The sequence below is a fragment of the Staphylococcus sp. HMSC055A09 genome (assembly GCF_001809655.1).
Taxonomy (GTDB): domain Bacteria; phylum Bacillota; class Bacilli; order Staphylococcales; family Staphylococcaceae; genus Staphylococcus; species Staphylococcus capitis.
The window spans coordinates 104,247-130,060 of record NZ_KV798369.1 but is presented as its reverse complement, the minus strand read 5'-3'; the positions used below and the strand labels follow the sequence as shown (position 1 = coordinate 130,060).

Here is a 25,814-nt window from a genome sequence, read left to right as displayed (position 1 = left end):
AAAAGATTAACAAGTCCTGTAAAATAATTCTTAAAAATTCCCTTTATCTTAAGCTATTTACGTTCATTATAACTTTGTACTTCGCATTAAGTATTATAACACCTTTTAGTTCAACTGACGAAGGTCCACGCCTATAATTTTACGCAATAATCATTTAATTCTTATACAAAAAATATGCGTGCTACTCTTAGTAACACGCATGTAAATAGTTTTAAAGTTATTTAGCATCTTTTCCATATAATTCTTGTTTAATCTTAGTTGTTGAGATACCTTCTGTACGATTTAGATAAATCACTTCGCATTTATCTTTCAAGAAATCAAATTCGCCTTCCCAATCGTGACCCATAACAAAGACATCAACTTCAAAACGATCAACATCTTTTTCTTTTTGGCCCCATCCTTCTTCAGGGATTACTAAATCTACATAACGAATAGACTCTAACATCATTTTACGTTGCTCATAATCATAGTACGACTTTTTATTTTTTATTTGGTTGAATTCATCTGTAGAGAGCGCCACGATAAGATAATCGCCCATTTCACGTGCTCTTCTCAGTAATTCGATATGACCATAATGTAGTAAATCATATGTACCATAAGTAATTACTCGTTTCATGATACGTATTCTCCTTAACTTAAAATTTAATAAAAATTTACAATCTTAATGTAGCATAAATATTTCACCCTTACCATTAATTCAATATAAGATAAGGATAATTTTATACAAATTTTCTTATTGCATTATTTCTTATTTAACATGCGTTTTAATGATTGCTTCCCTGAAAATGATGCACGTCTAGGAAGTACTGAAACTTTAAAACGTAAATAACCAGGTCGACCTATACCAACACCTTGTAATGTCTTTCTCCATTGTTGATATAACGTTTTCGTCCAATTTGTTGCACTTTGCTCAACAGCTCTTACAATTCTAAACATTGCATTCCCTGAGTAATGGGTATGTTGCATAGCTTTCATATAAGTTGTAACACTATCCATGAACGATTGAGTCATTTGACTATTCTTCATTAAATGCGCTTGTATTAAATAACTTACGATAAGATTATCCATCCGATAACTGTAATATGTCTTTTCCTCAATGAGTAACAATAACTCCATGACACGTCGACGCACTTTTAAAGCGTCCTTCATATAAGGGAGAAATGTATCAGCACGTTGAGCTGTAACTGACCCTTCTCTTTCATTATATACATAAACAATATTTGGTATAAGTTGAATATCTCTTGCTTTAGAAAATGCTCTCACAATAAACGTGTGTTCTTCACAGAATACGACATCCTCATCAAAACGTAATCCTGCATATTTGGCACTAAATAATTTAGCGCCAGGACCTATCGACTGTAAAATTTCAGGCTTGCGATCAAGCGTGACTAACTCATCCAATACAATATCATCATGTGTCGGAATCACTTTCCAATCACCATTGATACCTCTGCCCATTTGTCCTATAACTACATCAGTTTCTTCATTTTTTTGAAATGCTTCAACCATTAAATCAATTCTACTAGGTAAGAACTCGTCATCAGCATCTAAAAATAGAAATCCTTCAACGTCATCTGACATTGCCTCTAATCCAACGTTTCTACTACGTGCTGCACCTTGATTATCTTGATTAATCACTTTAATATTTTTATGCTCTTTCTGAAGTTCTGTAAGCACGCGTTTTGTATTATCGGTCGAACCATCATTTACGCAGATAATTTCATAATCTGACTTACTATCCACAGAAAGGATTGCTCGTTTGATAGTATCTTCAGCATTATATACTGGAATAATTATTGCTAATTTCATAATTTCACCAACTTATTTATAAAATTGACTAACTCGTTTAAACTTTCTTTCGTATTATATCGATGCCAAGTATTAAATAATGATTGTAGTGGTACATCATTCTCTTTAAGTGCTTGAATTAAACTATTTTCATCAGTAAATTTATAGTCATTTGGAATCTCATAATAAAATGAATTCAATCCTCTAACATTTTCATATTCTTTCTCATCATAGTTATAGAATAAGGTAGGTTTATTGAGCAAACTTGCTTCAATTGGTAGCGAACTATAATCACTAATAATGACGTCTGCCATAATCATTAAAGAAGATATATCGATATCTTGTGATGATTGTCGATCTCTAATCGAAGGGTGCAAATGGCTTAATAACGTATAATTAGGTAGGTTTTGTTCAAACTTCTCTTTATTTATAGTCCTATTTGCAATTTTAGATTCCCTATACGTAGGCACATATACCGCTAATTTATCTTTAATATGATACTTCGCTTTCAAACTACGTTGTGCTTCTTCTATATCAATATTTAAATATTTTACTAATCTAGGAAGTCCAAACTTTAACATTTGATCAGGACGTGCTTCAAATGATTCCTTAAAGCACTGAGCCATCTCTTCTCCACCTATTAAATAATAGTCTGTTGCATCGTAAACACGCTTATATTGTTTAACCATTGTTTGATTATTCACGTCCACCTGATGGTCGGTCAAACCGAAATCTTTGAGCGCTCCCGCTGCATGCCAAGTTTGAATGACAGCTTGTCCTTTCTTTTTATGATATCCGCCCATCATAAGATAATACGTGTCAATAATAATGACTTTAGCTGAGCTTAATGCCTTAATATGGCTAATCACATTTTTATTTCCTGCAGGTATGAATGTTATATTTTTCAAGTTTTTTAAATGCGCTTGATCCTTCATTTTTCCAATAACTGTAATATCGTACTTCTGTTGACTTAATGCTTCAATTATTGGAAACACATCTTGTTTAAAGGTCATCATAACTACTATATGATTTCGGTTTATTTTCTTAGTTTTAAATAGATAATTTAACACCTTAATTATAAACATATATATTTTTTTTATTAGAATTCTCATGTTTTCACCGTCTTTATTTACTCAATCGTATTATTAAATTATAAACGATTCTTTCTTCCTTAGAAAATGATAATAGTATCTTTAATGCTCATTAAAAAGTTGTAGTGTGTGATTTTATTTTTCAAAAATAAAACCTTGATCCAGAGTGGACCAAGGCAATGTATAAATCTTTATAAGAAATCTGCAAAATGATCTCTATAACGTTTATGAAGAATAGAGCCAATAACAAAGAACAAAATAATAATACAAATGTTATATAACATCAATTTCCAATGATCGATAAAGTACCATTGATGGAATAAAATTGCCGCACGATATGATTCGGCAATAAAATAAACTGGGTTGAACATCATAATTTGATGTATAACACCACTCACACCATGATTTTTAGGTACCCATAAAATTGGAGACATATAGAATAATATTCTCATGAGCGCTTGCATTATCATTTGTGTATCCCTTACAAGTATTCCTAGCGTTGACGTTAACAAGGCTACGGATGAAGTTAATAAAAATGCAAAAGGTACATAAATTAATAATTGAACAATATGAATACTCGGTATAATTCCTTTAAACATACATGCGATGATAATAATTGCTAACAATCCTAAATGACCGTAAAATCTGCTAGTTACAATGTACGTGGGAATAATAGATAATGGAAAATTCATTTTAGCAACTTGATTAAATTTTTGTGAAATTGATTTGGTACCTTCAAGAACACCTTGGTTAATGAAAAACCACATACTAATTCCCACTAGCAACCAAAATACAAATGGGATACCATGTATTGGTGCATTACTTCTAATTCCTAAACCAAAAACTAGCCAGTAAACCATAATTTGTAGCGCTGGGTTTAAAATTTCCCATGCCATTCCTAAATAGTTACTGTGATTTGAGATTTTAATTTGAAATTGTGCCAGTCTTTGAATTAAATAGAAGTTTTTGAGGTGTTCCTTTAAAACAGTTCCAACTGCTGACATTAAACCCAACCACGCTTTCTCATGCAATAGAAATCTATCTATTGTAAAACTTTATTAAATAGTCTTTTAAACTTATATTTTGTAATCACTTTATTCTGAATAATAGCTTATTGTTTATTACAAGCATATTATATTATACAATCATTATCGTTAAAAACAGTAATGATAATATTTAACTTTTATGTGAAGTATGACAAAGATAGTATTTTCACATTTAATAATTTTAACAAAATCTTCTATTCACTTTACACTAGGTTAATAAATTTAACAACTGATGTGTTGTATATTATAATCTATATAAATGTATATAAGGAAGGTACTAAAATGAGCGTTTCGGTAAATATTGAAAATGTAACTAAAGAATACCGTATATATAGAAATAATAAAGATCGAATTAAAGATGCTTTAATCCCTAAAAATAAAAATAAAACATTTTTCGCTTTAGATGGTGTTTCACTTACAGCACATGAAGGCGACGTCATAGGTCTAGTAGGAATTAACGGTTCCGGAAAGTCTACCTTAAGTAACATGATAGGCGGCTCACTTTCCCCTTCCTCTGGAGAAATTGAACGACATGGTGATGTCAGTGTAATTGCAATTAATGCAGGTTTAAACGGTCAACTAACAGGAGTAGAAAACATTGAATTTAAAATGTTGTGTATGGGGTTTAAACGTAAAGAAATCAAAGAGTTAATGCCTAAAATCATTGATTTTAGTGAATTAGGTGAATTCATCTATCAACCAGTGAAAAAATATTCCAGTGGTATGCGTGCTAAATTAGGATTTTCAATTAATGTAACTGTTAATCCAGACATTTTGGTTATTGACGAAGCGCTTTCTGTAGGAGATCAAACATTTACTCAAAAATGTTTAGATAAAATTTATGAATTTAAAGAAGCGAAAAAAACTATTTTCTTTGTTAGCCATAATCTCCGCCAAGTCAGAGAATTCTGTACAAAAATTGCTTGGATTGAAGGTGGCAAATTAAAAGAATTTGGTGAACTTGATGATGTATTACCAAAATACGAAGAATTCTTAAAGGACTTCAAGAAGAAATCTAAAGCACAACAAAAAGCCTTTAGAAGCGAATTAGATGAATCACGTTTTGTTATTAAATAAGCAAATATCATACTAAACTGTCACAATAAACGTTGTTGACAGTTTTTATGTGCTTTTAAATTAAAGATTTAAAACATTGCAACTCTCATATGATAATTATTTTCAATTAATTTGAGCTTAACCCTTTTCAAAAAGTAGAAGTAGTATTATGATGGAATTAAGAGATACACAAAGTTGTCACAACTGAAACGTAAATTAAAGAGGGTGAAAGAGATAGTAGCTAATAAGAAAACCCAACAATTTGCGAATTTAGTACGTTCTTACCGTAAATCATATATTGGTAAAGGCCCCGAACAAGTTAAAGTCTTTTTTAAAGATAACTGGGCAATTTGTCATATGACAGGTAGTTTAAGTAAAGTTGAAAACTTTTATTTGAGAAATAAAGATTTTCAGAGTATGCTTAAATATGGACGTACTGAAGAAATTAAAGAATTATATAAACAAAAACCTCCAGTTGAAATGGAGGAACTTGTTGGAGCAAATTTCGTAAAACTTTTTACAGATGTTAATTTAGAAGACGACGAAGTTGTTTCAATCTTCGTTTTTGATAAATCAATTGAATAACAAATAATATAGTAATAATACTATGGGATTGGTGTAAGGTACTCAGTGCTGTTTGCTAACCCACTTACATTTTAAATGCTTATGAGAATTCATACATTTAAGGAGGTGGTTTAGACAAATAGGCTGAGTATTTTTTTATAAACGTTATAAGTGCTCTCATCATAGAATAGCTAGAACTTTTACTAGATAAAATTCTAAATTTAGGAGTGTATAGAGTATGAAAATTGTAGCATTATTCCCAGAAACTGAAGAAGGTTTAGACAATCAATTATTAAATACAGATAAAGCCATCGGTCTTAGAGATTTCTTAAAAGATTCAGACCATGAATTAGTTATCTTGAAAAATGGTGAAGAAGACTTAGATAAACACTTAAGCGATATGGATATTGTGATTAGTGCACCATTCTATCCTGCTTATATGACTAAAGAAAGAATCGAGAAAGCACCAAACTTAAAATTAGCAATCACTGCAGGTGTTGGTTCTGATCATGTTGATTTAGATGCAGCAAGTAAAAATGATGTCGGTGTAGTAGAAGTAACAGGTAGTAATACTGTAAGTGTAGCTGAACATGCCGTAATGGACTTACTTATTGTATTACGTAACTTTATGGAAGGACACCGTCAATCAGTCGAAGGAGAATGGGACTTATCTAAAGTCGGTAACCAAGCTCGCGAACTTCAAAACAAAACAATCGGTATCTTTGGTTTCGGTCGTATTGGTCAATTAGTTGCTGAACGCTTAAAACCATTTAACGTAACTATCCAACACTATGATCCAATCAATCAAAAAGATAACGAAAACTCAAGATTCGTTGAATTCGAAGAACTTGTGAAAACAAGTGATGCAATTACGATTCATGCACCATTAACACCTTCTACTGATAATTTATTTAATGAAGATGTATTAAATAAAATGAAAAAAGGTAGTTATTTAGTTAATACAGCTCGTGGTAAAATCGTCAACACTCAAGCATTAGTCAACGCTGTTAATAGTGGTCAAATTCAAGGTTATGCCGGCGACGTATGGTACCCACAACCAGCACCAGCTGACCATCCTTGGAGAACAATGCCTAGAAATGATATGACTATTCATTATTCAGGTATGACTTTAGAATCTCAAAAACGTATTGAAGATGGTGTCAAAGATATTCTAAATCGTTTCTTTAATAATGAACCTTTCCAAGATAAAGATGTTATCGTTTCAAGCGGAAAAATTTCAAGCTCAAGCTATACTGCTAAATAATAGCACTTTAATACGTTTAATTAGATTTTAAAAAAACCTTTATTCAAATCACTCAACTATTTAAATCATGACAACCCTAAGTATAGTTTAATGAACGATGATATAACTTAAAGAGACTTCGCTATGAAAAGCGCCATTCTCGACTTAATAGCGTACATGTACTCTTTGATAGCTTCAGTAGATGTCTTATGGCGAGTTAATCAACGTTATACCTTTCCCAAAATCAAAAATGTTATCAGCCATGTAAGATCCCTGTTCGCTTACAAAAGACATTGAAAGAGCTTTTTCTTACCCTTGATATTACAGAATTAAATTAAATAATCTCAATTATTTTCTACCCCTTCCCCTGAGAAATAATTGAGTTGTTAAATCCCTAAAATTATTGTTATCCCTGTTCAAATAGAAAGCGAGAGGTGGCCTCCCTGAACCATCTCTCGCTTTATCTTATTTATCAGTTTTGTTTTTTCTTTTTTGCTTAGATACTTTTATCATAAATTTTGGTATACTCATCATTCTGCCTATACGCTTCCAATCTATAAGCAAACGATATACCCATTCAATATTCAGCTTTTGAAACAATTTTGGGGCACGCTTTTTCGCCCCACTTAAAACTTCAAATGAGCCACCTACGCCCATCATAACAGTTTGATTAAATTTGGAATTATGTTTATGAATCCATTCCTCTTGTTTCGGGAATCCCATTCCAACAAAAATGTAGTCAGGATTAAAACTAGTTATTCTTTTGACCACCGTTTCATCCTCTAGATTAATATATCCATGATGGTAAGCGAACGTCACATTAGAATATTTTAAGTGTAATTTACGTTCAGCCGCTTCGATAATTTCATTTTTTGAACCAAGTAAATACACACGCTGATGATTTGCATGAGCTATTTTCAAACATTCTTCAAGCAACTCAATCCCTGGTACTCGACGTCTCAGAGGTTGATTTAATCGCTTTGATGCTTTAACCACTCCAGTTCCATCAGCTACAACATAATCCGAACTATTAATTAAATCCATATACGAAGGATGTTCAGTTGCATAAACAACAATTTCAGGATTAGCCGTTACTATAAATAAATTACTTTCAGTTTTATTTTCGAAAAATGATTTGATATTCTCAATCATTTCCAACATCGTAGTATTATTGAATTTTACGCCCAGCACGTTGACTTTACTGTTATTAAATTGCTCGTTATTCATCAAATTTGCCCCACTTCACTTCGTGTAGTCATTTATTAATTAAAATTAAATATAGAAGTATTAATAGTACTATGCTTAAAAATGTACCGTCTATTTTACCACATCCAAAATTAAACAAGAAATCTTTAATCCTTAAATTACATCTAAAGTCTAAAGGCTAATTCCTGCTTTGTCATTTATAATATTAAATAAATGAACATATTTAAATTTATTTATTCGAGGTTAATCATGTCCTATCTAGAGAACTTTTTCACAACAGTTATTCATTTAAATATTTATCTCATCATTGCCATTGGAATAATATATATCTTTATTCATCAAAACAGACATAACGGTATCATTCGATTTCTAGATGTCTATTTGAACTATATACCAGTTTTAACTCATGAGTTTGGTCATGTATTATTTAATCGTCTTGCAGGTGGACGAGCTAAAGATCTAGTTATCGTTACAAGTCCCACTGAAAGACAAACAACATTACAACAAGGCTATGCTATCACTCAATCTAAAGGTTATTTGGGTCAATTCATAACCACAATTGGGGGTTACTTAATGCCACCCATCATGTTTTTAATTGGATTAGTGGCTGCGCATTTTGAACATCCAAGTATTTTTCTAGTCACATATCTCTTGATTTTTATTTATTTTTTAATATTAACCTCTCGAAAACTATCACCTATTTTTGTCATTCTGTTAATCAGTATACTCTTATACTTTTTAGTCCAGCATAACCATACAATGATGGTGTATGACATCGTCTCTTTAAGTTATCATCTTATTTTAGGCGTTTTACTAGGTGAAATTATTCAATCTTCATGGACAATATTTAATCTTACCTTCCAACGACCTAAGCCAAGTTGGGACGGCAGTGCTTTAACTGATATCACTAAAGTACCTACAATCATTTATAGTACGATATGGATTGCCTTCAACCTCTATACGATCTATTTACTCATTAAATACACGATTTTATAAAAAAGCTTAAGCTCTTAATGATTCAAAGAACGCTCATTAAGAACTTAAGCTTTTATTGTTTTTCGGCAAAAATATTCATTGCATTTTCATAACTTAAAATAGTTACATTTTCATTTCGTTTAATAATAATTACTTTATTAGTATCATCTTTCGAAACGATTTCTACCGTATTGCCTATATAGATATCTTTACTTGAAAGGTATACAAGTAAGTCTGTCTTATCGCGCACTCTTCTGACTATAACATTGTCACCAGGTTCGAATTCTAAGATAGACGTTGTATAGAGTTCTTTATAATGATGGTCACGTGGAATCACGCCACCATGAGGACATGTTTTAGGAAAATTTAACGTTTTATCTAAGCGTTCCACAAACAAATCAGAAATTCGGTGTTCAAGAATTTCTGCCTCTTGATGCACCTCTTCCCAATTGTATTGCAATATTTCTATTAAAAATAATTCTAGTAAACGATGACGTTTAATAATATCAAGTGTTCGGTCTAAACCTTCTTTAGTTAAACGTGCACCTTTATAATGTTTAGTTTCTACATAACCTTCCTTTTCCAAGCGTCCTATCATTTCACTGACAGATGGGGGTTTAATATTTAGAAATTGAGATAGTTGTTTATTAGATACAAAGGATACATCGCCGTCATTCGTTAAAATTGCTTTTAAGTAATCCTCTTTTTCTTCAGTTAACATCATTTCACCTCACACGCATTCACCTTATTGTATCACGAATTCACTTGACATGTTAAAACTTCAACGTTTATTATAAAATAAATTAGGTTAGCCTAAACTTTTTATTAGGAGGTTATAATTTTTGCTAAAAATTGATCAATTAAATTTATTTTTAGGGAAAAAGCATGTCCTTAAAGACGTGTCATTCTCATTACCTATATGTGGTGAAATCGTCGGCATCGTAGGTCCCAATGGAGCAGGTAAATCATCAATGCTCAAAGCTTTTATCGGGGAATTTAAAGCGACGGGAACTAGATTGTTATACGATCGCCCTATACATACTCAACTCAGATATATTACTTACATTCCTCAAAAAGCTCAATTAGATTTAGACTTCCCTATCAAAGTAGAACAAGTGGTGCTTTCAGGATGTTATCAAGACATTGGGTGGTTTAAACGTCCAGAAATTACTGAGCGAGCGAAACTCAACCAATTACTTAAAGATTTAGAATTAGATGATTTGCGTCATAGACAAATTTCAGAATTAAGTGGTGGTCAATTACAACGTGTACTTGTTGCGAGAGCATTAATGAGCGAGAGTGATATCTATTGTTTTGACGAGCCTTTTGTAGGTATTGATATCTACAGCGAAGAATTAATAATGAAAAAAATTAAGCATCTTAGACATTTAGGTAAGTTGATATTAATTGTACATCACGATTTATCAAAAGCTGAGGAGTACTTTGACCGTATTTTATTACTCAATCAATCCTTAAGATATATAGGACCACCAAAAGAAGCTTTAACTTCTGAACGATTGAATGCAACTTTCATGAATTTTGATAATGATTTATCACCACTTCAATCGTCACAGTTACAAGGGAGTGCGTGTTAAATGTTAGACTTCTTTAATCATTTACTCAGTTATCAATTTTTAAATCGTGCATTAATCACTTCTATATTAGTAGGGATTGTGTGCGGTACTGTAGGAAGTATTATCGTACTTAGAGGCCTGTCTCTAATGGGAGATGCAATGAGCCATGCGGTGTTACCAGGCGTTGCGCTATCTTTCCTATTCAATATTCCAATGTTCATCGGTGCATTAGTAACAGGTATGATTGCCAGTCTTTTTATTGGTTTTATTACTTCTAAAAGCAAGACAAAACCAGATGCAGCGATAGGTATTAGTTTTACTGCATTTCTAGCAACAGGAGTCATTATTATAAGTTTAATCAATAGTACGACAGATTTATACCATATTTTATTTGGTAATTTACTGGCTATAACCAATCAATCATTTTGGACAACTATCATTATCGGAATGAGTGTGCTAACACTTATAGTTGTATTTTATCGACCTTTAATGATATCTACTTTTGACGCAACATTTAGCCGTATGAGCGGTTTAAACACAACACTCATCCATTATTTCGTCATGCTTTTACTAGCACTTGTCACAGTTGCAAGTATTCAAACGGTCGGAATCATACTTGTAGTGGCTTTACTTATCACTCCTGCATCAACTGCATTTTTGATTAGTAAACAATTGTACAGCATGATGATTATTGCCAGTCTTATTAGTATTATCAGTTCAATTACCGGACTATATTTTAGTTATATATATAACGTCCCAAGTGGTGCTACAATCGTGATTTGTACATTTACTATTTACGTTATAACGTTAGCAATTACGAGAATGAATAACAGACAGAAAAGAGGCGCTTTAACGTGAAGAAGATTTTTGCTTTAGCATTAATATTTATCATGATTCTTGCCGCGTGTGGGAATCAACATAACAAGGATCATAGCTCTACCGAAGGTAAGTTAAAAGTTGTAACAACCAACTCAATTTTATATGACATGGTCAAACATGTCGGCGGTGATAAGGTCGAAGTCCATAGTATTGTACCAGTCGGTCAAGACCCTCATGAATACGAAGTAAAACCCAAAGACATTAAAGCTTTAACTGACGCAGATGTTATTTTCTATAATGGGTTAAATCTTGAAACAGGAAATGGTTGGTTTGAAAAAGCGCTCAAACAAGCAGGCAAATCTACTAAAGACAAGAGCGTTGTTGCTACATCTAAAGATGTTACACCTATTTACTTAAACGGTGAAAATGGTAACAAGAACAAACAAGATCCACATGCTTGGTTAAGTTTAGATAACGGTATTAAATACGTTAAAACAATTCAACAAACGCTAATTCAACATGATAAACAAAATCAATCTACGTATAAAAACCACGGAAAAACTTACTTAGCTAAACTCAAAAAGTTAAATAAAGAGAGTAAAAACAAATTCAATGATATTCCTAAAGTGCATCGAGCTATGATGACTAGTGAAGGTGCATTTAAATACTTTGCTAAACAATTTAAAGTGAAGCCAGGCTATATTTGGGAAATCAATACTGAAAAGCAAGGTACACCAGGACAAATGAAACAAGCTATTCGTTTCGTTAAAGACAACCATCTCAAACATCTATTAGTTGAAACAAGTGTGGATAAAAAAGCCATGCAAAGTTTATCAGAAGAGACAAATAAGGATATCTATGGAGAAGTATTTACAGATTCTATAGGTAAAGAAGGCACTAAAGGTGATTCATACTACAAAATGATGAAATCCAACATCGAGACAATTCATGGCAGTATGAAATAACTAGAAATACACGGATGAACACGTAAGAAAGTGTAGAAGATTAATCATAAGTCATGTTCATCCGTGATAATTCTAGAACTTTTATATATTATTTTTATTTTGTAACTAGCAGTCCCATATCGTGTGTTTTTTCATTTATATTACCCTCCTATAATATAAACTACATCTTTTTTACACACGATATGGTGGTGTTAGTTAAGGGGATATTTCGCAAACTTATTTGAGCCCCACTCTCTCACGAATTACAGAGTAAATATTTTAGCGGAAATCACTCATTCTTTTTGTTGTTTTCGAGCGATAAACAATGGAAGGAAACTAACAATGTGCTACTAATCTTAACATCTCAATCAATCCTCGAGTAGTACATAACAGTTCTATTCAACTCTGAGTAGTTACTGAAGCCACAAATAATCACTTGATGTGATAGCTTCATCTATCACTAAGCTACCTCCATGGATATTCAATCCTCCCCCATGGAGACATTAGTTGCACTAATTATGTTGAGATTAGTGCAACTTTTTTATGATGATATATGTAAAAGAGCCCTCACCACTTTATGAGTGAGGGCTCTTTTTTAGAAAGTTTATAAACAAACGTATATTTTTTATCATGTCATACTATCAACGATAACCATTTCATCATAGTTAATAGATTCTCTAAGCTTCAATGCTGTACCTTCTGTAATTTCTTCATCTTCTATTAATTCACGAAGAATTCGACGTTGTTCTCTTAAAGCATTCAACTTAATTCTAGTAATCGTATCTTCACTTTGAGAATTGAAGAAATTATTCGGAGTTAAGTTATCTATACGCATAAGATAACCATCGCATATCATACCAATCTCTAGTTTGTTATCTGTTGTTGCCTCTTTAGACAATCTACTTACTACATTGTAATGAACTAATTTATTTATTTTACCTAATTCAAGTAAGTTATCTGTAACACTTAAAGAAGATGCAGAATTTATTTTAGTTTTAACACGGCGTTTCAATAACATTCCTCTTAAAACAACTGTAATCCTTCTAAATAGTGACGCTTGTTTGTAGACTTGTGTACGTTCAGCATAGCGCATATAGTTTTCAAGTACACTATCTGTAATCTCACCATCATCAACAAGTTGTTCTAATGTTTTTGTTTCTACATTAAACGCAATTTTTTGAAGACGTTCTAACTCTTTAGAGTTTTCATCTTCCTTTTCAACTGTTTTAAGGAAAGTGAGTTTATCATGATATTCTTTAATCACATTTCCATAACGATAACTTGTTTCAAATGTAGATTTCTGATTTAAATAATCAATCACATGTTCCAAAATATATACTCTTGCTTCTTTGAATGTCATATTACCTAATTTCACTTTTGGTTTATTAGGCGTAACTAAAGGAAGTAATACTTGAGCAATGACCAAGCTAATGATGACCATTCCTGACGCAATAAATAATAAATCATTTCTATAATGGAATGAATGATGATTTGCCAAGTAATAAGGTAATGTTAATGCGATTGCTAGTGAAATTGTCCCGTGTACACCGCAAAGCGTCATAATAAGTGCATATAAGCTTCTCTTAGGTTTTTTCTCTGGGGCTTTATCGTCATCGTCTTTTGATATCATTTTCTGGAAAGGACTGACTGATAAATAGAAATAAGGATAAAGCACATATACCCATACAAATCTGAAGAGGTATACCGCTAAAGCGACTAGTACAGTGATAACTACTAAGAATAGTAAATTATGTGGTTCTGTCTTAATAATCTTCACAATAACCTCAGGTACTAAGAAACCTAATATTGAAAAGACAAAACCATTTAAAACATAACCTATAATATTCCATGTGTGGTTATAACTCATTTGTAATTGTGTACGTGTTTGAGCGATACGATCTCGTTCAAATCCATGGACGAGTCCGGCTACTACAGCTGCGATAATACCTGACGCATGAAACAGTTCTGCAATGAGATATGTCACAAATGGCGTTAATAACTGTATAAATGTGAACATATTAATATTCTCAATGCCTCGTCTCATTAGAGTTAAACGAAAACGAACAAGTGCCATACCTATAAGTAAACCTACAATTGCCCCACCTATAGATGCAATTAAAAATTGTTGTACCGCATCGAAAAGTGAAAACGTACCTGTGACTAATACGCCTACAGCAATTTTAAATGAAATGATACCGGCTGCATCATTAAGTAATGATTCACCTTCAAGAATCGTCATCGCACCTTTAGGCAACACCTTACCGTTAGTGATTGCTTGAACTGCTACAGCATCTGTAGGACAGAGAATTGCTGCAATTGCAAAGGCTGCACCAATCGGTAGTTCGGGCCAAATCCAATGTACGAACAATCCTACACCAATCACTGTTGTAATAACGAGACCTAAAGCCATCATCATTACAGGTTTAATATACTTTCTTAAATGTACTCTTGAAACGTTAACCCCTTCTACAAATAATAATGGGGCAATTAATGTGACCATAAATAGTTCTGAGTCAAAGTTAAATTCAACTGGAATTGGAGTGAGGTATAAAATCATTCCAAGAACGATTTGAATAAACGCAAGAGGTACCTTTGGTATGAAAGTATGGACAAAGGAGCTTACGATAACTACTGTAGTAAAAATAAGTAAAGTTTCAAATATCTCCAAACTTTCACCTCTTTATTATTTTTTAATTGAAAATTAAGTAACCAATAGCACATATATGCCTATTTACACATTGCATATAAGAGAGATGCATCATTTGAATGATCTACATTAGAGGAAGATAACAAGAAGAAAAAAAGAGATTGCTTATTCTTATTGCTTAAATATATTAAGTATAAATTGATTATTTAGAATATTTTATCTATTTCAATGATGCATATTCCAGTTATCAGTGAAATCAAACATGAACATTTTCATTAAAGATAATCACAAATTCGTTTCATCAAACGAGAAAATGTTTATGTGTAATCTCATTGAACCAACATTTTACTACTTAATTTTACAATTATTCTTATTTATAATTTTATCATTAATTGTATCAATGCTTAAATAAATAGCTCTCTTCTCTTCCATATTCATACTTCAGTCTTATATAAAAAAAGAAAACCGTTAACATATATAGATTAACTCTTATACGTTAACGGTTATGATTAATTCTCATTGTCAAATTTTCTCTCTTTTTCACGTTCTTTATAATAAAGTTTTTCCCTACGTTGTTCTCTTAGTTTCGCACGAGATTTTAATTCTTCAGGTGAATTAAACTCATTTTGACTTAACAATATTGAAGATTGCCTAGGGACGTCATCTTTTCGGTACATATACGCACCGTTACGATAGGCAGCACGCGCTACCAAATGCATTCCAACAGGAGAAGTAAGGTTGATGAAAACCAATGATAAAAGTAAACGAACGCTAAAGAATCCTTGATTGACCGTAAAATATATTAAGACACCAATAATAGTTAATAATACTGATAAAGTTGAACTCTTTGTAGAGGCGTGACTACGTAAAAAAACGTCTTGGAACTTTACAATACCAATCGCACTAATCAATGCAATGATACTTCCTAAAAATATAAATATCGCTGAGATGAGACTAACGATTTCTTTTGTTATTTCCATTAAAGACTCGACCTCCTCCGATAAATCTAGAAATAGATACCGAACTAACAAATGAAATAATGGCAATGAGCATAATTGAGTCTAGGAACGAAACCGAATTATATACGACACTCAACACACCAACTATAGACATTACAACTGCACTTGTCGCATCAAATGAGACCACTCTATCAGCTGTTGTTGGTCCTTTAATTAATCTGAAAAGGCACACGAGTAAAGCAACACCAAATATAATTAATGCACTTATAATTAAACATTGTGTGATTAACGTTATCATCGTGTCACCTCCAAAATTAAATCTTCATACTGTTTAATACTTCTTAAAAGATTTTGCTTGTCTTTTTCAGAAACATCAATACTATGGATAAAGAACTTATTCGTATCTTTAGAAATGCGAATCACTGTTGAACCCGGAGTGATAATGATTAAAATAGTTAAAAATGTAATTGCCCAATCATTCTTTAGAGAAGTCTCATAAGAAAGTAAACCAGGATTCATTTCTTTAGTTTTAAACAGAATATAATTAATCGTACTAATACTTGATGTTAATAGTTGATAGAGATATATTGCTAAAAATTTAATCGCTACCCATATCTTTTTGAGATAAAATTCTTCACCAAAGAACCTATGAAGGATATAGATGACAATTAAACCAATTAAAAATCCTGAGAAGAAGGTTGTAAATTTAAATTCATCCTCGTCTTGGAATAAAACCCAAAGGAACGCGATGACAATATTAAGTACGACTTGTTTCATCTATTTTTCAACCTCCTTCAAATGCGAATTAACATTCTCTTGGAAAACATGTTCTTTCATATTGAGGTTTGTAGCATTATCAGTCACTTTTAAGACAACTGGTGCAGCAATACCCATAGCAAGTACAACGGCAACTAGAATACCAAGAATACCTTTACGATGAGGAGGAATCTCTTTGAATTTGACCTCTTCACCATCAGTATCGCCAAAGTACATTACAAACATGACTCTAAACAGACTATACATCGCTAGAAGACTAGTCAGAATCATTAAAGCAAGACCAATATAATTACCGTTTTGAATCGCACCTTGGAATATAAGCACCTTACCTGGGAAACCACTAAACGGAGGTACACCACCTATTGCAAATACCATCACAATAAATGCAACACCAAAGAAGGGTTCCCTTTTGGCTAAACCACTTAAATACTGATAATTTCTAAAGCCAGAAATATAAACAAGACTACCTATAATAAAGAAAAGTAACGTTTTAACGATAATATCATTTGATAAATAGAAAATTGCACCATTCACTCCAGCATGTGTATGAGATCCTAATCCTAGGATAATAAAACCAATCGATAATATAACTTGATAAGCAGCAATTTTCTTAATATCTTTATAAGCGATTACACCAAATGCACCGATTAGCATCGTAATACATGACATAAAAACGAGTAATGGATGTGTGATACCAGGATGATGATCAAATAATAAGGTGAAGAAGCGGATTAACGCGTATGCGCCGACCTTTGTCATCAACGCTGCAAATAAAGCTGCAAGTTCTGTATTGAGCACAGCATAAGCTTTAGGCAACCACATAAATATCACTAAAGCAGCTTTAGAACTAAAAGCGACTAAAAAGACGAGTGAGATAATCGTGATAGTTTGATTACTTTCCATATGGTTCAAGCGTGATGCAATATGAGAGAAATTTAAGGTACCAACAGTCTTATATAACATACCGATACCTAATAAAAACAACCATGAGCCAATAATGTTAAGTACTACATAAATAATGGCAGCACGTAACTGTTCAACTGATTGGCCTAATGTTACAAGCACAAATGACGCGAGTAACATAATCTCAAACATAACGTATAAGTTAAATAAATCTGAGGTTAAAAATGAACCTATTACACCAACAGTAAGTAATAAGATAAAAGTTGGTAAATGGAAAAGATTTACACGCTTTTCACCTCGACCAAATCCATAAGCCATAATTAGCGTCACAACAAATGACGATACTGTAACCATGAGTAAGCTTAGTGAATCGCCAAGGAATTGAATACCAAATGGTGCTTTCCAACCACCAAAATCTAATGTGATTGGCTTATGGTTCACAACATAGATAAGCAATGCTAAAGAAATTAAAGTCGAAACAATCATAGTCGTAATTGAGAGTATTTTCGATGTTTGATTTTTATTTTTTATAAAAACTAGAATCAAAGCACATAAAAAAGGAAGAAGCATTGGCATAATCAATAAGTTACTCATCATCTTCTTCACCCCTCAATGCACTAATTTCATACTCTTTCGTCACGCGATATGTTCGGTAAATTAATACGAGTAAGAATGCAGTCATACCAAATCCAATTACAATCGCAGTAAGTACAATGGCTTGTAATAATGGATCTACAAAATTCGAATGATTATTTTGAATTAATGGTTCAGACATATGTGGACCATATTTGCCCATACTCATAATAATTAAATTACCTGCATGAGTATAAATAGAAATACCAATAACAATACGTATTAAATTAATGGATAGAATCATGTACGTTCCTATAAATACTAAAAATCCTATCACTAGTAAAAGTATCAAGTTCATGACTTACCACCACTTATTGACAACATAACTGTCACAATAACACCTACCACTGTAAGTAATACGCCTAATTCAAATAACGTTACAGTCGTAACGTGCACATGTCCTAATAATGGAAAGGCCACATTAGCTTCAGTTTGGTATAAGATTGGTTTACCAAAGAACATAGGAACTACTGCCGTACACACAGATACTAATGATCCAATAATCATTAATTTCTTAAAATCTATAGGTAAACTAATCAATACTTCTTTAACATCAAAGGCAAGGAACATAAGGATAAAAGCTGAACTAAAGATAAGGCCGCCAATAAATCCACCACCTGGATTATTATGTCCTGCAAAGAAAACATAAAATCCAAATGTTAATAGAATGAAAACAACAATCTTAGTGACCGTTTTTAATACCACATCATTCTCTTTCATCTTGTCCCCTCCTATCTTTGTAATTAAGTAGTGTGTAGATACCTAAACCTGCAATGATTAATACTAATCCTTCAAATAAAGTATCTAACGCTCTGAAATCACCTAATATAGCATTAACAATATTTTTGCCACCTGTTAATTTATAGGCATCTTCATAGAATTTTGAAATCGATGGCATACCATCCGCTTGCTGAGCGATAAAAATTAGAGAAACAACAGAAACAGCCATTATAAGTGAAACTACAATTTTAAGCGTCTCCTTCTTCAAGTTTGCTTTTGCTCTTGGAATATTTGGTAATCTTGAAAAGCTCACGATAAACAATATCGTCGTAATGGTTTCAACCACTAATTGTGTGAGAGCTAAATCAGGTGCCTTCATTGCAATGAAGTAAAGCGTCACTGCAAACCCGATAATACCGTTTAAAATAACCATCGTTAAGCGTTGACGTATAAATATAAGAGAAATACCGATGATTACTGTAACGATTGATAAGATAATCTCGAGCGGTCCAAAAGATGAAACATGTAAATCATGAACTTTAGGGAAACCAACCGAAAGATAGCCATATGCAATAATTGCTACAAATATGAGTAACGTAATCATAATATAATAATTGAGTTTAGCACTCATTAAGCTTCTTATTCCATAACCTGAATAAGATTCAAACTCTCTATAAACACGTCGATAAGTATCTGTGATTGAAGCTTGTTTAATCATTCGATGTGTCAATGATTTCCAATTTATAGCAAGTGCTAAAATAATTCCTGACACAATAACGATGACACTTAATATTAATGGAAGGTTGATACCGTGCCATTGTGAAATGTGAGGTGCTACGCTGTCTACTTGAGTTCCAACACCAGATACCGATCTTAATGCAGGTATAAGTATATTATGTCCGAAAACGTTAGGTATAAAGAATACAATTGGTATAAGTACCATAAGAATCATAGCAGGTAAACTAAACAACCATGGTTCGTGAATACTTTTCTTAGTAAACTTTTCAGTATTAAATTGTCCCCAAAATGTTTCTTTAACCATGTAAAGTGCATAAGTAAAAGTAAAAATACTTGCTATCACACCTAATGCAACAACTATGATAGTAAGGCTAATTCCAAACTGATCTAGTTCAATAGCTTTTACAAGTGAATCAAAGAACATTTCTTTACTAAGGAAACCATTTAAAAATGGGACCCCTGCCATAGAAAGAGCAGCTAGCAACATAACAATGTGCATCTTAGGAAAGACATGACGCATCCCATTGAGTGAACGAATGTCTCTCGTACCTGACTCGTGGTCAATAATACCAACACCCATGAACAATGCACATTTAAAAACAGCATGGTTCATCAAATGAAATAAGCCAGCAAAAAGGACTAATGCGTAAAACTCTGACAAATGATCTGAGGTATGTTGTGCATAGCCCCCACCTATACCTACCATAGACATAATCATACCGAGTTGACTGATAGTAGAATAAGCTAAAATGCCTTTAATATCATATTGTCGTAATGCGGTAAGCGAACCAAAAAGCATGGTTATAAGTCCTACAAACGTAACAATATATACATATATATCACTTAGTCCTAATAATGGCGTAAACCTAAACAGTAAGAATATACCAGCTTTAACCATAGTCGCTGAATGAAGATATGCACTCACTGGCGTAGGTGCAGCCATCGCTTTCGGTAACCATATATGAAATGGAAATTGAGCTGATTTTGTAAATGCTCCCAATAATAGCATGAGCATCATTGGGATATACAATGGATGCTTCTCAATCGCATGACGTTGAGCTAGTATTTCTGAGATATTATTTGTACCGGTAATGATGTATAACATAATAAAACCAGTTAATAACGCTAATCCACCAAATACGGTAATCATAAATGATTGAATAGCCCCGAGTTGACTATTACCATTGTTATACCAATAAGAGATAAGCAAGAAAGAAGACACACTCGTTAATTCCCAGAAAACATACATTAATATGGTGTTATTCGCAATAACGATGCCAATCATACTAAACATAAATAATAATAAATAGACAAAAAATCTAGGCAGATTATCAGTTTGAGGTGATAAGTATTGTGTAGCATAGAAAAATACACCTACACCTATAAGAGAGATAATCAAACCAAACATTAAACTTAATCCATCTAATTTCATATCTAAATTGATATCTATTGAAGACATCCATGGAATATGAATAGAAGTGAAATGATGGTGATAGACATTTGGTATTTGTGTAATGAAATAAAAAGATGAAATGATGGGCGCTAGTAACGACAAGTAACCAGCATATTTTTTAAGTATTTGATGACTCAAAGTGAGTAAAACTAGAATCATCACAACTATTAGCACGCCCAAAAGGTACATCAGACTCATTTAAAGCCTCCTTTAAATATATTTTTTTATAAGTTGAGTGCAATCACAGTTTGATGAATCGATTTATCTTGAATCCCAATAAATTTTATAGTTTCTTGAGTTGTTTGATGTCCCAAATATTTCTGAATAATTGAGATTGAAATGCCTGCTTGATAGGCATGATAGGCAAACGTCTTTCTTAATGTAGTCAGTCCAATATGTTTCATACCTAATTGTTCAGCAGCACGATTTATTATTCTATAAGCTTGTTGTCTTGAAAGACATTGATGCGTCCTCGTAGATTGAAAAATAAGTTCTTCATCTTCCAATTTACAATCCTCTATGTAAAGTTTTAATTCGTTTCGCAATTCAGATGGCAACTTAATTTTAATAGTTGGCTCATCATCTATTATCCAAGATGTTTTTATATTCCCTATTTCAGAAGTTTTAAGGTACTTTACTTTCATATTTAACAAATCTGTCAGTTTAATTCCTGTATGAATTGCGAACTTAAAAAACAAATAATCCCTCTGTGACCGTGCTTGTAATACTTGATACATTTGATGAATCTCTTCTTTATATTTAATTGGGTCTACTTGATTCATACGTCCTCCTTATTAAGGTTTCTCATTTAATGATATATGATATTTAAGTTACATCAAAAATTTCTGCCTGAAATTTAGAAATAAAGTGACCTTTTTTTCATTTTCAAACGATATATAAAGTGAAAGGAGGTGCTAAAGATGAATGAAATTAATCAAGTGACTGCACTCTTTACACAAGTTAAACATGACTCTGAAGGGAAAGTAGTCGAACATAAACGTCGTTTCTCTAACTTAAATCCATCTACGTCTAATGATCAAATAAGAACTTTCAGTAACATTATTGAGCGTTTAACTGGAGAAAAGTACGACAAAGTTGAAGTCACAAAGACAGAAGCATTAATCTAAGGAGGAGTAGGAATATGTCAAAAACGTTAGAACTCATCTTTAAAATGAGTTTAGACAAGCCAGTAAAATTACAGTTAACAAAATTTGACGCTGTTTTGACAGAACAATTAGTTAAAGAAAGTATGAATCAAATTTTAGAATTAGGCATTTTAAAATCAAATGTAGGTAAACCTGTCAAAGCTTATTCAGCTCAAATCATTGATAAGAATACGACTATCCTTTTCGAAGATAAAAAATAAAAAGTCATAGGGAGAATTGTTTCTTACTAACAAGTACATCATTAATGAGAGAAAAAAAGAATCATTAGTGATGTTTTTTATTACTATTATATGCATTATACATATATATTCTTAAACTAGAAAATTAAAATGTACCATAATACATAATCAAACATTCTATTTAGATTCAAGTATATGAGTGGTATCATATTATTATTAATTCGAGAAAGTGGGTGTCACAAATGATATTCTTATACCTCTTAGGTATATTTGTGGGAATGTTGCTTCCTATTCAAACCTCAGTTAACTCAAGGTTAAGTCAATTTACACGTTCATCATTTTACGCCTCAACCATCTCTTTTGCGGTAGGAACGTTATGTTTATTAATCCTTAACCTTATTATTAATCCACATGTATTTACAACCTCATTCTTCTCAGGACAGACATTTAACTATACATGGTTTGTTGGAGGATTACTGGGCGTTATATTTTTAACAGGAAACCTATTATTATTACCTAGATTAGGTGCTGCGCTTACAGTAGTCATCACTGTAACAGGACAAATACTTATGGGTGTAGTCATAGATACATTTGGATTATTTGGTGCTTCACAACAACAATTTACATTTTTTAAAGCAATTGGGATTATTTTTTTAATCTTCGGTATTCTTTTAATGAATTACGTCCCGAATCGTAAAATCCATCATAAAACCAATTCAAACTTCATCTTATGGTTAGCGATTGGACTCGTATTTGGCTCGGCACCACCGATCCAAACTACAATTAATAGCGCACTTGCTCAACAGACACATTCTTCAATCTTTGCGTCTTTAGTATCATTTACGATAGGTACGACAGCTTTATTCATTTTAACTTTACTTTTTAATCGCACTTTAAAAATTAGAATTACACATGATGTGCTTGGACGCATTAAGCCTGTCTACTTTATCGGTGGTATGTTAGGCATGGCTTTTGTTACTGCTAATATTATCCTTATGCCTTTTTTAGGTGCTGCGCTCACAACGATTGTCGCAATGCTAGGCCAAATGATTATGGGAATTATAATAGACCATTTTGGTTTAATGGGCTCTCCTAAAAATAAAATTACAGCACGTAAAGTGTGTGGGTTAATATGTATTGCAATCGGAATTATTCTATTACGTTTATTTTAAAGTCTACCTTATATCATTCTTTTAAATTAATCTTTATCTTATTAAAATTCTAAGCTCTACAGGTAGAGCTTAGAATTTCTTTATTTTTGAAGTGAATAAATAACCTTTTTTCAATTATTGTAAAAATTAGAAAGAATGAAAGAGTTATCTTTTGATTATAGGTAAAAAACTATTTAGAAATAAATTAATATTGTATAATATTTTTATCATAACATCATGAGGTGAACATCTATGAATAATAAGCGCATTATTCTTATACTATTAATTCTAGTTTTAGTTCTTACAAGTTTAGGTTTTGGTTATCATACTTATTCGAAAATACGATCAGATGATAATAATTTAAAGTCTACTCAAATCATTAAAGCTCAGCCTAAACGGTTACTTACCGCGGATGGCATTCAAACTCCTTTCCAAAGCTACTCTATCTACTTCAATCCTTCACAAGGACAAATCAGCCGCTTCTTAGTTAAACATCAAGATAAAATATCCGCCAAAAGACCGATTTTTGAATATTATAATTACGAAAAGGACCAAGAATTTAAAACACTTAAAGGTGTTCTTAATCAAATTCAACTCCCCAATCATATACCTTCATATTTAAAAAACAATCCTTTCTTAACCTCACCGTTACTGTATTCTCAGCTTCTTCAAACTCAAAATTATATTCATACAACCCACTTCTCTCCTATTAATGGAAGGGTCTCTATCACCAATCGTTACCCTTCAAAAGCAACTGATAAGATAATGCAAATTGATAGCGAAGAAAAGGTTATTCATGCTAATATATCAGAATCTGATATAAATTTATTAAAAATAAATCAAAATATTTCTGTAACTACTCGTGATAAAATTCAATTCATTAGTAAAGTGAAAGAAATTGCAACAGTACCAACTAAGGTGAAAAATAATACTTCTTATTACCAAGTAGTATTAACTACCAAAGCTAAGTATCCTATCGGCACACATTTTAAAGTAACTTTAATGTCTAATGATATCGAGCTACCACAAACAAGTATTATAGATAACAAATTTATTTTAGTAATGAATAATAAAAAAATTGTAAAAAGAGAAATAAAATATAAAAAATCTTCTAAAAGTGGGTATATCACTATAACAAGTGGTTTAGCTCTTAATGAGAATGTAATTAAGCATCCTACTAATAAAATGGTAAGCGCTTTTAGTCATTAAAAGTTGAAAATAACATTTCAAAATGTTTACTTTTCAGCATTATTTTTATTAAATTTAGAAAAATTATAAATATTTGTAATATTTTTGAATAAGGCAAATGCTATTTTACTAATTCAATCATAATGTACAAACAATAATTAGTTTTATAAACACTTATTTGTTTACTTCTTATTTTTATTTAGTTATAATTAACTAAATAATATAGCATTAAATATATTTCTTAAAATTTTATTTAATACTAAATTATGGCAGACACTTCGTATTTTTTCAAAAAAATAGATACAAATTAATAAATTCGGGTAGAGTATTCATATAGATCTTAATTTAATAACATACAAAACTTGCTGAGTCATGTTATATGGGTCTTTAATGTTTACGCTATAAATAGGGAGGTTTCAATAATGGCTATTTCAAAAATTAATGACTGCTTTGAATTATTAGCTATGGTCACTTATGCTGACAGATTAAAAAGTATTATTAAGAAAGAATTCTCAATCAGTTTTGAAGAATTCGCTGTTTTAACTTATATTAGTCAAAATAAAGAGGAAGAATATTATCTTAAAGATATTATTAACCACTTAAATTATAAACAGCCTCAAGTGGTAAAAGCTGTTAAAAACTTATCTCAAGAGGATTACTTCAATAAAAAACGTAACGAACACGATGAAAGAACAGTTTTAATCTTAGTTAACTCTAAACAACGTAAAAAAATTGACGAGCTATTAAAACGAGTTAACAAACGAATCACTGAAGCGAACGACGATAACGAAGTTTAATATGAAATTTGACGAGAGTAAGATAGAAATCTGATTCTTAGGGTTTCATAATCTTACTCTCTTTTTGTGGGGATATATATTTGAAAATACAATGTGTCTGACACAAATAATAAAAGGCGACCAAATATTATTTTGATCGCCTTTTTTGATATATATTTATGAAATGTAATACTAAATACTTATTTTAAATAATTTTA

Annotated in this window: 27 protein-coding genes; 12 read left to right on the top strand and 15 right to left on the bottom strand. The window is 31.8% G+C overall.

Translation table 11 applies throughout. The annotated features are described in order from the left end of the window. Positions 1–217: 217 nt before the first annotated feature. The 4 genes from tagD to tagG form a co-directional block, all read right to left on the bottom strand. The gene (tagD, locus tag HMPREF2642_RS06215; RefSeq protein WP_002433252.1) at positions 218–616 is read right to left on the bottom strand and encodes a glycerol-3-phosphate cytidylyltransferase; all 399 of its coding nucleotides are present in this window, start codon (positions 614–616) and stop codon (positions 218–220) included. A 125-nt stretch (positions 617–741) separates the two neighbouring features. Next, positions 742–1,809 (bottom strand): glycosyltransferase family 2 protein, encoded by a 1,068-nt coding sequence (locus HMPREF2642_RS06210; RefSeq protein WP_030059012.1) that lies wholly within the window; start codon positions 1,807–1,809, stop codon positions 742–744. After that, positions 1,806–2,900, bottom strand: coding sequence for a teichoic acid glycerol-phosphate primase TarB (gene tarB / locus HMPREF2642_RS06205; protein WP_030059010.1), 1,095 nt, complete (start codon positions 2,898–2,900; stop codon positions 1,806–1,808). The genes HMPREF2642_RS06210 and tarB overlap by 4 nt, the downstream gene beginning before the upstream one ends. A 170-nt stretch (positions 2,901–3,070) precedes the next feature. After that, positions 3,071–3,883, bottom strand: a complete 813-nt coding sequence (tagG, locus tag HMPREF2642_RS06200; RefSeq protein ID WP_030059008.1) for a teichoic acids export ABC transporter permease subunit TagG — start codon at positions 3,881–3,883, stop codon at positions 3,071–3,073. A 324-nt stretch (positions 3,884–4,207) separates the two neighbouring features. Between tagG and tagH the strand changes: the two genes are divergently transcribed. The 3 genes from tagH (at position 4,208) to HMPREF2642_RS06185 (ending at position 6,809) form a co-directional block, all read left to right on the top strand. Next, positions 4,208–5,002 carry a teichoic acids export ABC transporter ATP-binding subunit TagH gene (gene tagH, locus HMPREF2642_RS06195; RefSeq protein WP_002433506.1) on the top strand — a complete coding sequence of 265 codons (795 nt, stop codon included), beginning with the start codon at positions 4,208–4,210 and terminating at the stop codon, positions 5,000–5,002. A gap of 204 nt (positions 5,003–5,206) precedes the next feature. Next, positions 5,207–5,566, top strand: a complete 360-nt coding sequence (locus HMPREF2642_RS06190; RefSeq protein WP_030059007.1) for a Na-translocating system protein MpsC family protein — start codon at positions 5,207–5,209, stop codon at positions 5,564–5,566. Positions 5,567–5,783: 217 nt separating this feature from the next. Beyond that, positions 5,784–6,809: an NAD-dependent formate dehydrogenase gene (locus tag HMPREF2642_RS06185; protein ID WP_070597729.1), complete on the top strand. Its 1,026-nt coding sequence runs from the start codon at positions 5,784–5,786 to the stop codon at positions 6,807–6,809. 444 nt (positions 6,810–7,253) lie between these two features. Here HMPREF2642_RS06185 and tarA read toward each other — a convergent pair whose 3' ends face one another. Beyond that, a complete protein-coding gene (gene tarA, locus HMPREF2642_RS06180; protein WP_002433311.1) occupies positions 7,254–8,015 on the bottom strand; it encodes an N-acetylglucosaminyldiphosphoundecaprenol N-acetyl-beta-D-mannosaminyltransferase TarA in 762 nt (253 codons plus the stop codon). A gap of 228 nt (positions 8,016–8,243) precedes the next feature. Here tarA and HMPREF2642_RS06175 point away from each other — a divergent pair, with 228 nt between their 5' ends. Continuing rightward, a complete protein-coding gene (locus tag HMPREF2642_RS06175) occupies positions 8,244–8,990 on the top strand; it encodes a M50 family metallopeptidase (protein WP_030059004.1) in 747 nt (248 codons plus the stop codon). A gap of 52 nt (positions 8,991–9,042) precedes the next feature. Here the strand turns inward: HMPREF2642_RS06175 and HMPREF2642_RS06170 are convergent, their stop codons facing one another. Then, positions 9,043–9,690 carry a metal-dependent transcriptional regulator gene (locus tag HMPREF2642_RS06170; RefSeq protein ID WP_002433449.1) on the bottom strand — a complete coding sequence of 216 codons (648 nt, stop codon included), beginning with the start codon at positions 9,688–9,690 and terminating at the stop codon, positions 9,043–9,045. Between the two features lie 121 nt (positions 9,691–9,811). Here HMPREF2642_RS06170 and HMPREF2642_RS06165 point away from each other — a divergent pair, with 121 nt between their 5' ends. The 3 genes from HMPREF2642_RS06165 to mntC are packed head-to-tail and all read left to right on the top strand — an operon-like array spanning position 9,812 to position 12,327. After that, positions 9,812–10,564 (top strand): metal ABC transporter ATP-binding protein, encoded by a 753-nt coding sequence (locus tag HMPREF2642_RS06165; RefSeq protein ID WP_030059002.1) that lies wholly within the window; start codon positions 9,812–9,814, stop codon positions 10,562–10,564. Then, positions 10,565–11,401, top strand: coding sequence for a metal ABC transporter permease (locus HMPREF2642_RS06160; RefSeq protein WP_002433425.1), 837 nt, complete (start codon positions 10,565–10,567; stop codon positions 11,399–11,401). Continuing rightward, positions 11,398–12,327 (top strand): manganese ABC transporter substrate-binding lipoprotein MntC, encoded by a 930-nt coding sequence (mntC, locus tag HMPREF2642_RS06155; protein ID WP_030058999.1) that lies wholly within the window; start codon positions 11,398–11,400, stop codon positions 12,325–12,327. Before HMPREF2642_RS06160 ends, mntC begins: the two co-directional genes overlap by 4 nt. Before the next feature lie 607 nt (positions 12,328–12,934). Here mntC and HMPREF2642_RS06150 read toward each other — a convergent pair. The 9 genes from HMPREF2642_RS06150 to HMPREF2642_RS06110 form a co-directional block, all read right to left on the bottom strand. Beyond that, the gene (locus HMPREF2642_RS06150) at positions 12,935–14,974 is read right to left on the bottom strand and encodes a cation:proton antiporter (protein ID WP_070597728.1); all 2,040 of its coding nucleotides are present in this window, start codon (positions 14,972–14,974) and stop codon (positions 12,935–12,937) included. A gap of 488 nt (positions 14,975–15,462) precedes the next feature. Then, positions 15,463–15,933, bottom strand: a complete 471-nt coding sequence (gene mnhG2, locus HMPREF2642_RS06145; RefSeq protein WP_002433481.1) for a Na+/H+ antiporter Mnh2 subunit G — start codon at positions 15,931–15,933, stop codon at positions 15,463–15,465. Next, on the bottom strand, positions 15,908–16,210 hold the full coding sequence (gene mnhF2 / locus HMPREF2642_RS06140; RefSeq protein WP_002433104.1) for a Na+/H+ antiporter Mnh2 subunit F: 303 nt from the start codon (positions 16,208–16,210) through the stop codon (positions 15,908–15,910). The genes mnhG2 and mnhF2 overlap by 26 nt, the downstream gene beginning before the upstream one ends. Further along, positions 16,207–16,689 (bottom strand): Na+/H+ antiporter Mnh2 subunit E, encoded by a 483-nt coding sequence (mnhE2, locus tag HMPREF2642_RS06135; RefSeq protein ID WP_016898376.1) that lies wholly within the window; start codon positions 16,687–16,689, stop codon positions 16,207–16,209. Before mnhE2 ends, mnhF2 begins: the two co-directional genes overlap by 4 nt. Continuing rightward, complete coding sequence (gene mnhD2, locus HMPREF2642_RS06130) at positions 16,690–18,189, bottom strand: Na+/H+ antiporter Mnh2 subunit D (protein ID WP_023350719.1); 1,500 nt, start codon at positions 18,187–18,189, stop codon at positions 16,690–16,692. Next, positions 18,179–18,523: a Na+/H+ antiporter Mnh2 subunit C gene (gene mnhC2 / locus HMPREF2642_RS06125; protein ID WP_002452627.1), complete on the bottom strand. Its 345-nt coding sequence runs from the start codon at positions 18,521–18,523 to the stop codon at positions 18,179–18,181. The genes mnhD2 and mnhC2 overlap by 11 nt, the downstream gene beginning before the upstream one ends. Further along, complete coding sequence (mnhB2, locus tag HMPREF2642_RS06120) at positions 18,520–18,945, bottom strand: Na+/H+ antiporter Mnh2 subunit B (RefSeq protein WP_002433258.1); 426 nt, start codon at positions 18,943–18,945, stop codon at positions 18,520–18,522. The genes mnhC2 and mnhB2 overlap by 4 nt, the downstream gene beginning before the upstream one ends. Further along, positions 18,932–21,334: a Na+/H+ antiporter Mnh2 subunit A gene (gene mnhA2, locus HMPREF2642_RS06115; protein WP_030058985.1), complete on the bottom strand. Its 2,403-nt coding sequence runs from the start codon at positions 21,332–21,334 to the stop codon at positions 18,932–18,934. The genes mnhB2 and mnhA2 overlap by 14 nt, the downstream gene beginning before the upstream one ends. Positions 21,335–21,360: 26 nt before the next feature. Further along, positions 21,361–21,918 (bottom strand): tyrosine-type recombinase/integrase, encoded by a 558-nt coding sequence (locus HMPREF2642_RS06110; RefSeq protein WP_030058983.1) that lies wholly within the window; start codon positions 21,916–21,918, stop codon positions 21,361–21,363. 138 nt (positions 21,919–22,056) lie between these two features. Here HMPREF2642_RS06110 and HMPREF2642_RS06105 point away from each other — a divergent pair, with 138 nt between their 5' ends. The 5 genes from HMPREF2642_RS06105 to sarA all read left to right on the top strand — a co-directional run bounded on the left by HMPREF2642_RS06105 (position 22,057) and on the right by sarA (position 25,617). Further along, complete coding sequence (locus tag HMPREF2642_RS06105; RefSeq protein WP_023350722.1) at positions 22,057–22,263, top strand: sigS mRNA-stabilizing protein SroA; 207 nt, start codon at positions 22,057–22,059, stop codon at positions 22,261–22,263. A 14-nt stretch (positions 22,264–22,277) separates the two neighbouring features. Next, positions 22,278–22,502, top strand: coding sequence for a DUF2922 domain-containing protein (locus tag HMPREF2642_RS06100; protein WP_070597727.1), 225 nt, complete (start codon positions 22,278–22,280; stop codon positions 22,500–22,502). A 221-nt stretch (positions 22,503–22,723) separates the two neighbouring features. Next, the gene (locus HMPREF2642_RS06095) at positions 22,724–23,653 is read left to right on the top strand and encodes a DMT family transporter (RefSeq protein ID WP_030058978.1); all 930 of its coding nucleotides are present in this window, start codon (positions 22,724–22,726) and stop codon (positions 23,651–23,653) included. A gap of 231 nt (positions 23,654–23,884) precedes the next feature. After that, positions 23,885–24,841 carry an RND family efflux transporter gene (locus tag HMPREF2642_RS06090; RefSeq protein WP_049428838.1) on the top strand — a complete coding sequence of 319 codons (957 nt, stop codon included), beginning with the start codon at positions 23,885–23,887 and terminating at the stop codon, positions 24,839–24,841. A gap of 401 nt (positions 24,842–25,242) precedes the next feature. Next, positions 25,243–25,617, top strand: coding sequence for a global transcriptional regulator SarA (gene sarA, locus HMPREF2642_RS06085; RefSeq protein ID WP_002433479.1), 375 nt, complete (start codon positions 25,243–25,245; stop codon positions 25,615–25,617). Positions 25,618–25,814 lie beyond the last annotated feature (197 nt).

Bases quoted from the DNA above. Each gene is read 5' to 3' on its own strand.
- tagD (WP_002433252.1), bottom strand. From the start codon at position 616: ATGAAACGAGTAATTACTTATGGTACATATGATTTACTACATTATGGT.
- HMPREF2642_RS06210 (WP_030059012.1), bottom strand. From the start codon at position 1,809: ATGAAATTAGCAATAATTATTCCAGTATATAATGCTGAAGATACTATC.
- tarB (WP_030059010.1), bottom strand. From the start codon at position 2,900: ATGAGAATTCTAATAAAAAAAATATATATGTTTATAATTAAGGTGTTA.
- tagG (WP_030059008.1), bottom strand. From the start codon at position 3,883: ATGTCAGCAGTTGGAACTGTTTTAAAGGAACACCTCAAAAACTTCTAT.
- tagH (WP_002433506.1), top strand. From the start codon at position 4,208: ATGAGCGTTTCGGTAAATATTGAAAATGTAACTAAAGAATACCGTATA.
- HMPREF2642_RS06185 (WP_070597729.1), top strand. From the start codon at position 5,784: ATGAAAATTGTAGCATTATTCCCAGAAACTGAAGAAGGTTTAGACAAT.
- tarA (WP_002433311.1), bottom strand. From the start codon at position 8,015: ATGAATAACGAGCAATTTAATAACAGTAAAGTCAACGTGCTGGGCGTA.
- HMPREF2642_RS06175 (WP_030059004.1), top strand. From the start codon at position 8,244: ATGTCCTATCTAGAGAACTTTTTCACAACAGTTATTCATTTAAATATT.
- HMPREF2642_RS06170 (WP_002433449.1), bottom strand. From the start codon at position 9,690: ATGTTAACTGAAGAAAAAGAGGATTACTTAAAAGCAATTTTAACGAAT.
- HMPREF2642_RS06160 (WP_002433425.1), top strand. From the start codon at position 10,565: ATGTTAGACTTCTTTAATCATTTACTCAGTTATCAATTTTTAAATCGT.
- mnhG2 (WP_002433481.1), bottom strand. From the start codon at position 15,933: ATGGAAATAACAAAAGAAATCGTTAGTCTCATCTCAGCGATATTTATA.
- mnhF2 (WP_002433104.1), bottom strand. From the start codon at position 16,210: ATGATAACGTTAATCACACAATGTTTAATTATAAGTGCATTAATTATA.
- mnhE2 (WP_016898376.1), bottom strand. From the start codon at position 16,689: ATGAAACAAGTCGTACTTAATATTGTCATCGCGTTCCTTTGGGTTTTA.
- mnhD2 (WP_023350719.1), bottom strand. From the start codon at position 18,189: ATGATGAGTAACTTATTGATTATGCCAATGCTTCTTCCTTTTTTATGT.
- mnhC2 (WP_002452627.1), bottom strand. From the start codon at position 18,523: ATGAACTTGATACTTTTACTAGTGATAGGATTTTTAGTATTTATAGGA.
- mnhB2 (WP_002433258.1), bottom strand. From the start codon at position 18,945: ATGAAAGAGAATGATGTGGTATTAAAAACGGTCACTAAGATTGTTGTT.
- mnhA2 (WP_030058985.1), bottom strand. From the start codon at position 21,334: ATGAGTCTGATGTACCTTTTGGGCGTGCTAATAGTTGTGATGATTCTA.
- HMPREF2642_RS06110 (WP_030058983.1), bottom strand. From the start codon at position 21,918: ATGAATCAAGTAGACCCAATTAAATATAAAGAAGAGATTCATCAAATG.
- HMPREF2642_RS06105 (WP_023350722.1), top strand. From the start codon at position 22,057: ATGAATGAAATTAATCAAGTGACTGCACTCTTTACACAAGTTAAACAT.
- HMPREF2642_RS06100 (WP_070597727.1), top strand. From the start codon at position 22,278: ATGTCAAAAACGTTAGAACTCATCTTTAAAATGAGTTTAGACAAGCCA.
- HMPREF2642_RS06095 (WP_030058978.1), top strand. From the start codon at position 22,724: ATGATATTCTTATACCTCTTAGGTATATTTGTGGGAATGTTGCTTCCT.
- HMPREF2642_RS06090 (WP_049428838.1), top strand. From the start codon at position 23,885: ATGAATAATAAGCGCATTATTCTTATACTATTAATTCTAGTTTTAGTT.
- sarA (WP_002433479.1), top strand. From the start codon at position 25,243: ATGGCTATTTCAAAAATTAATGACTGCTTTGAATTATTAGCTATGGTC.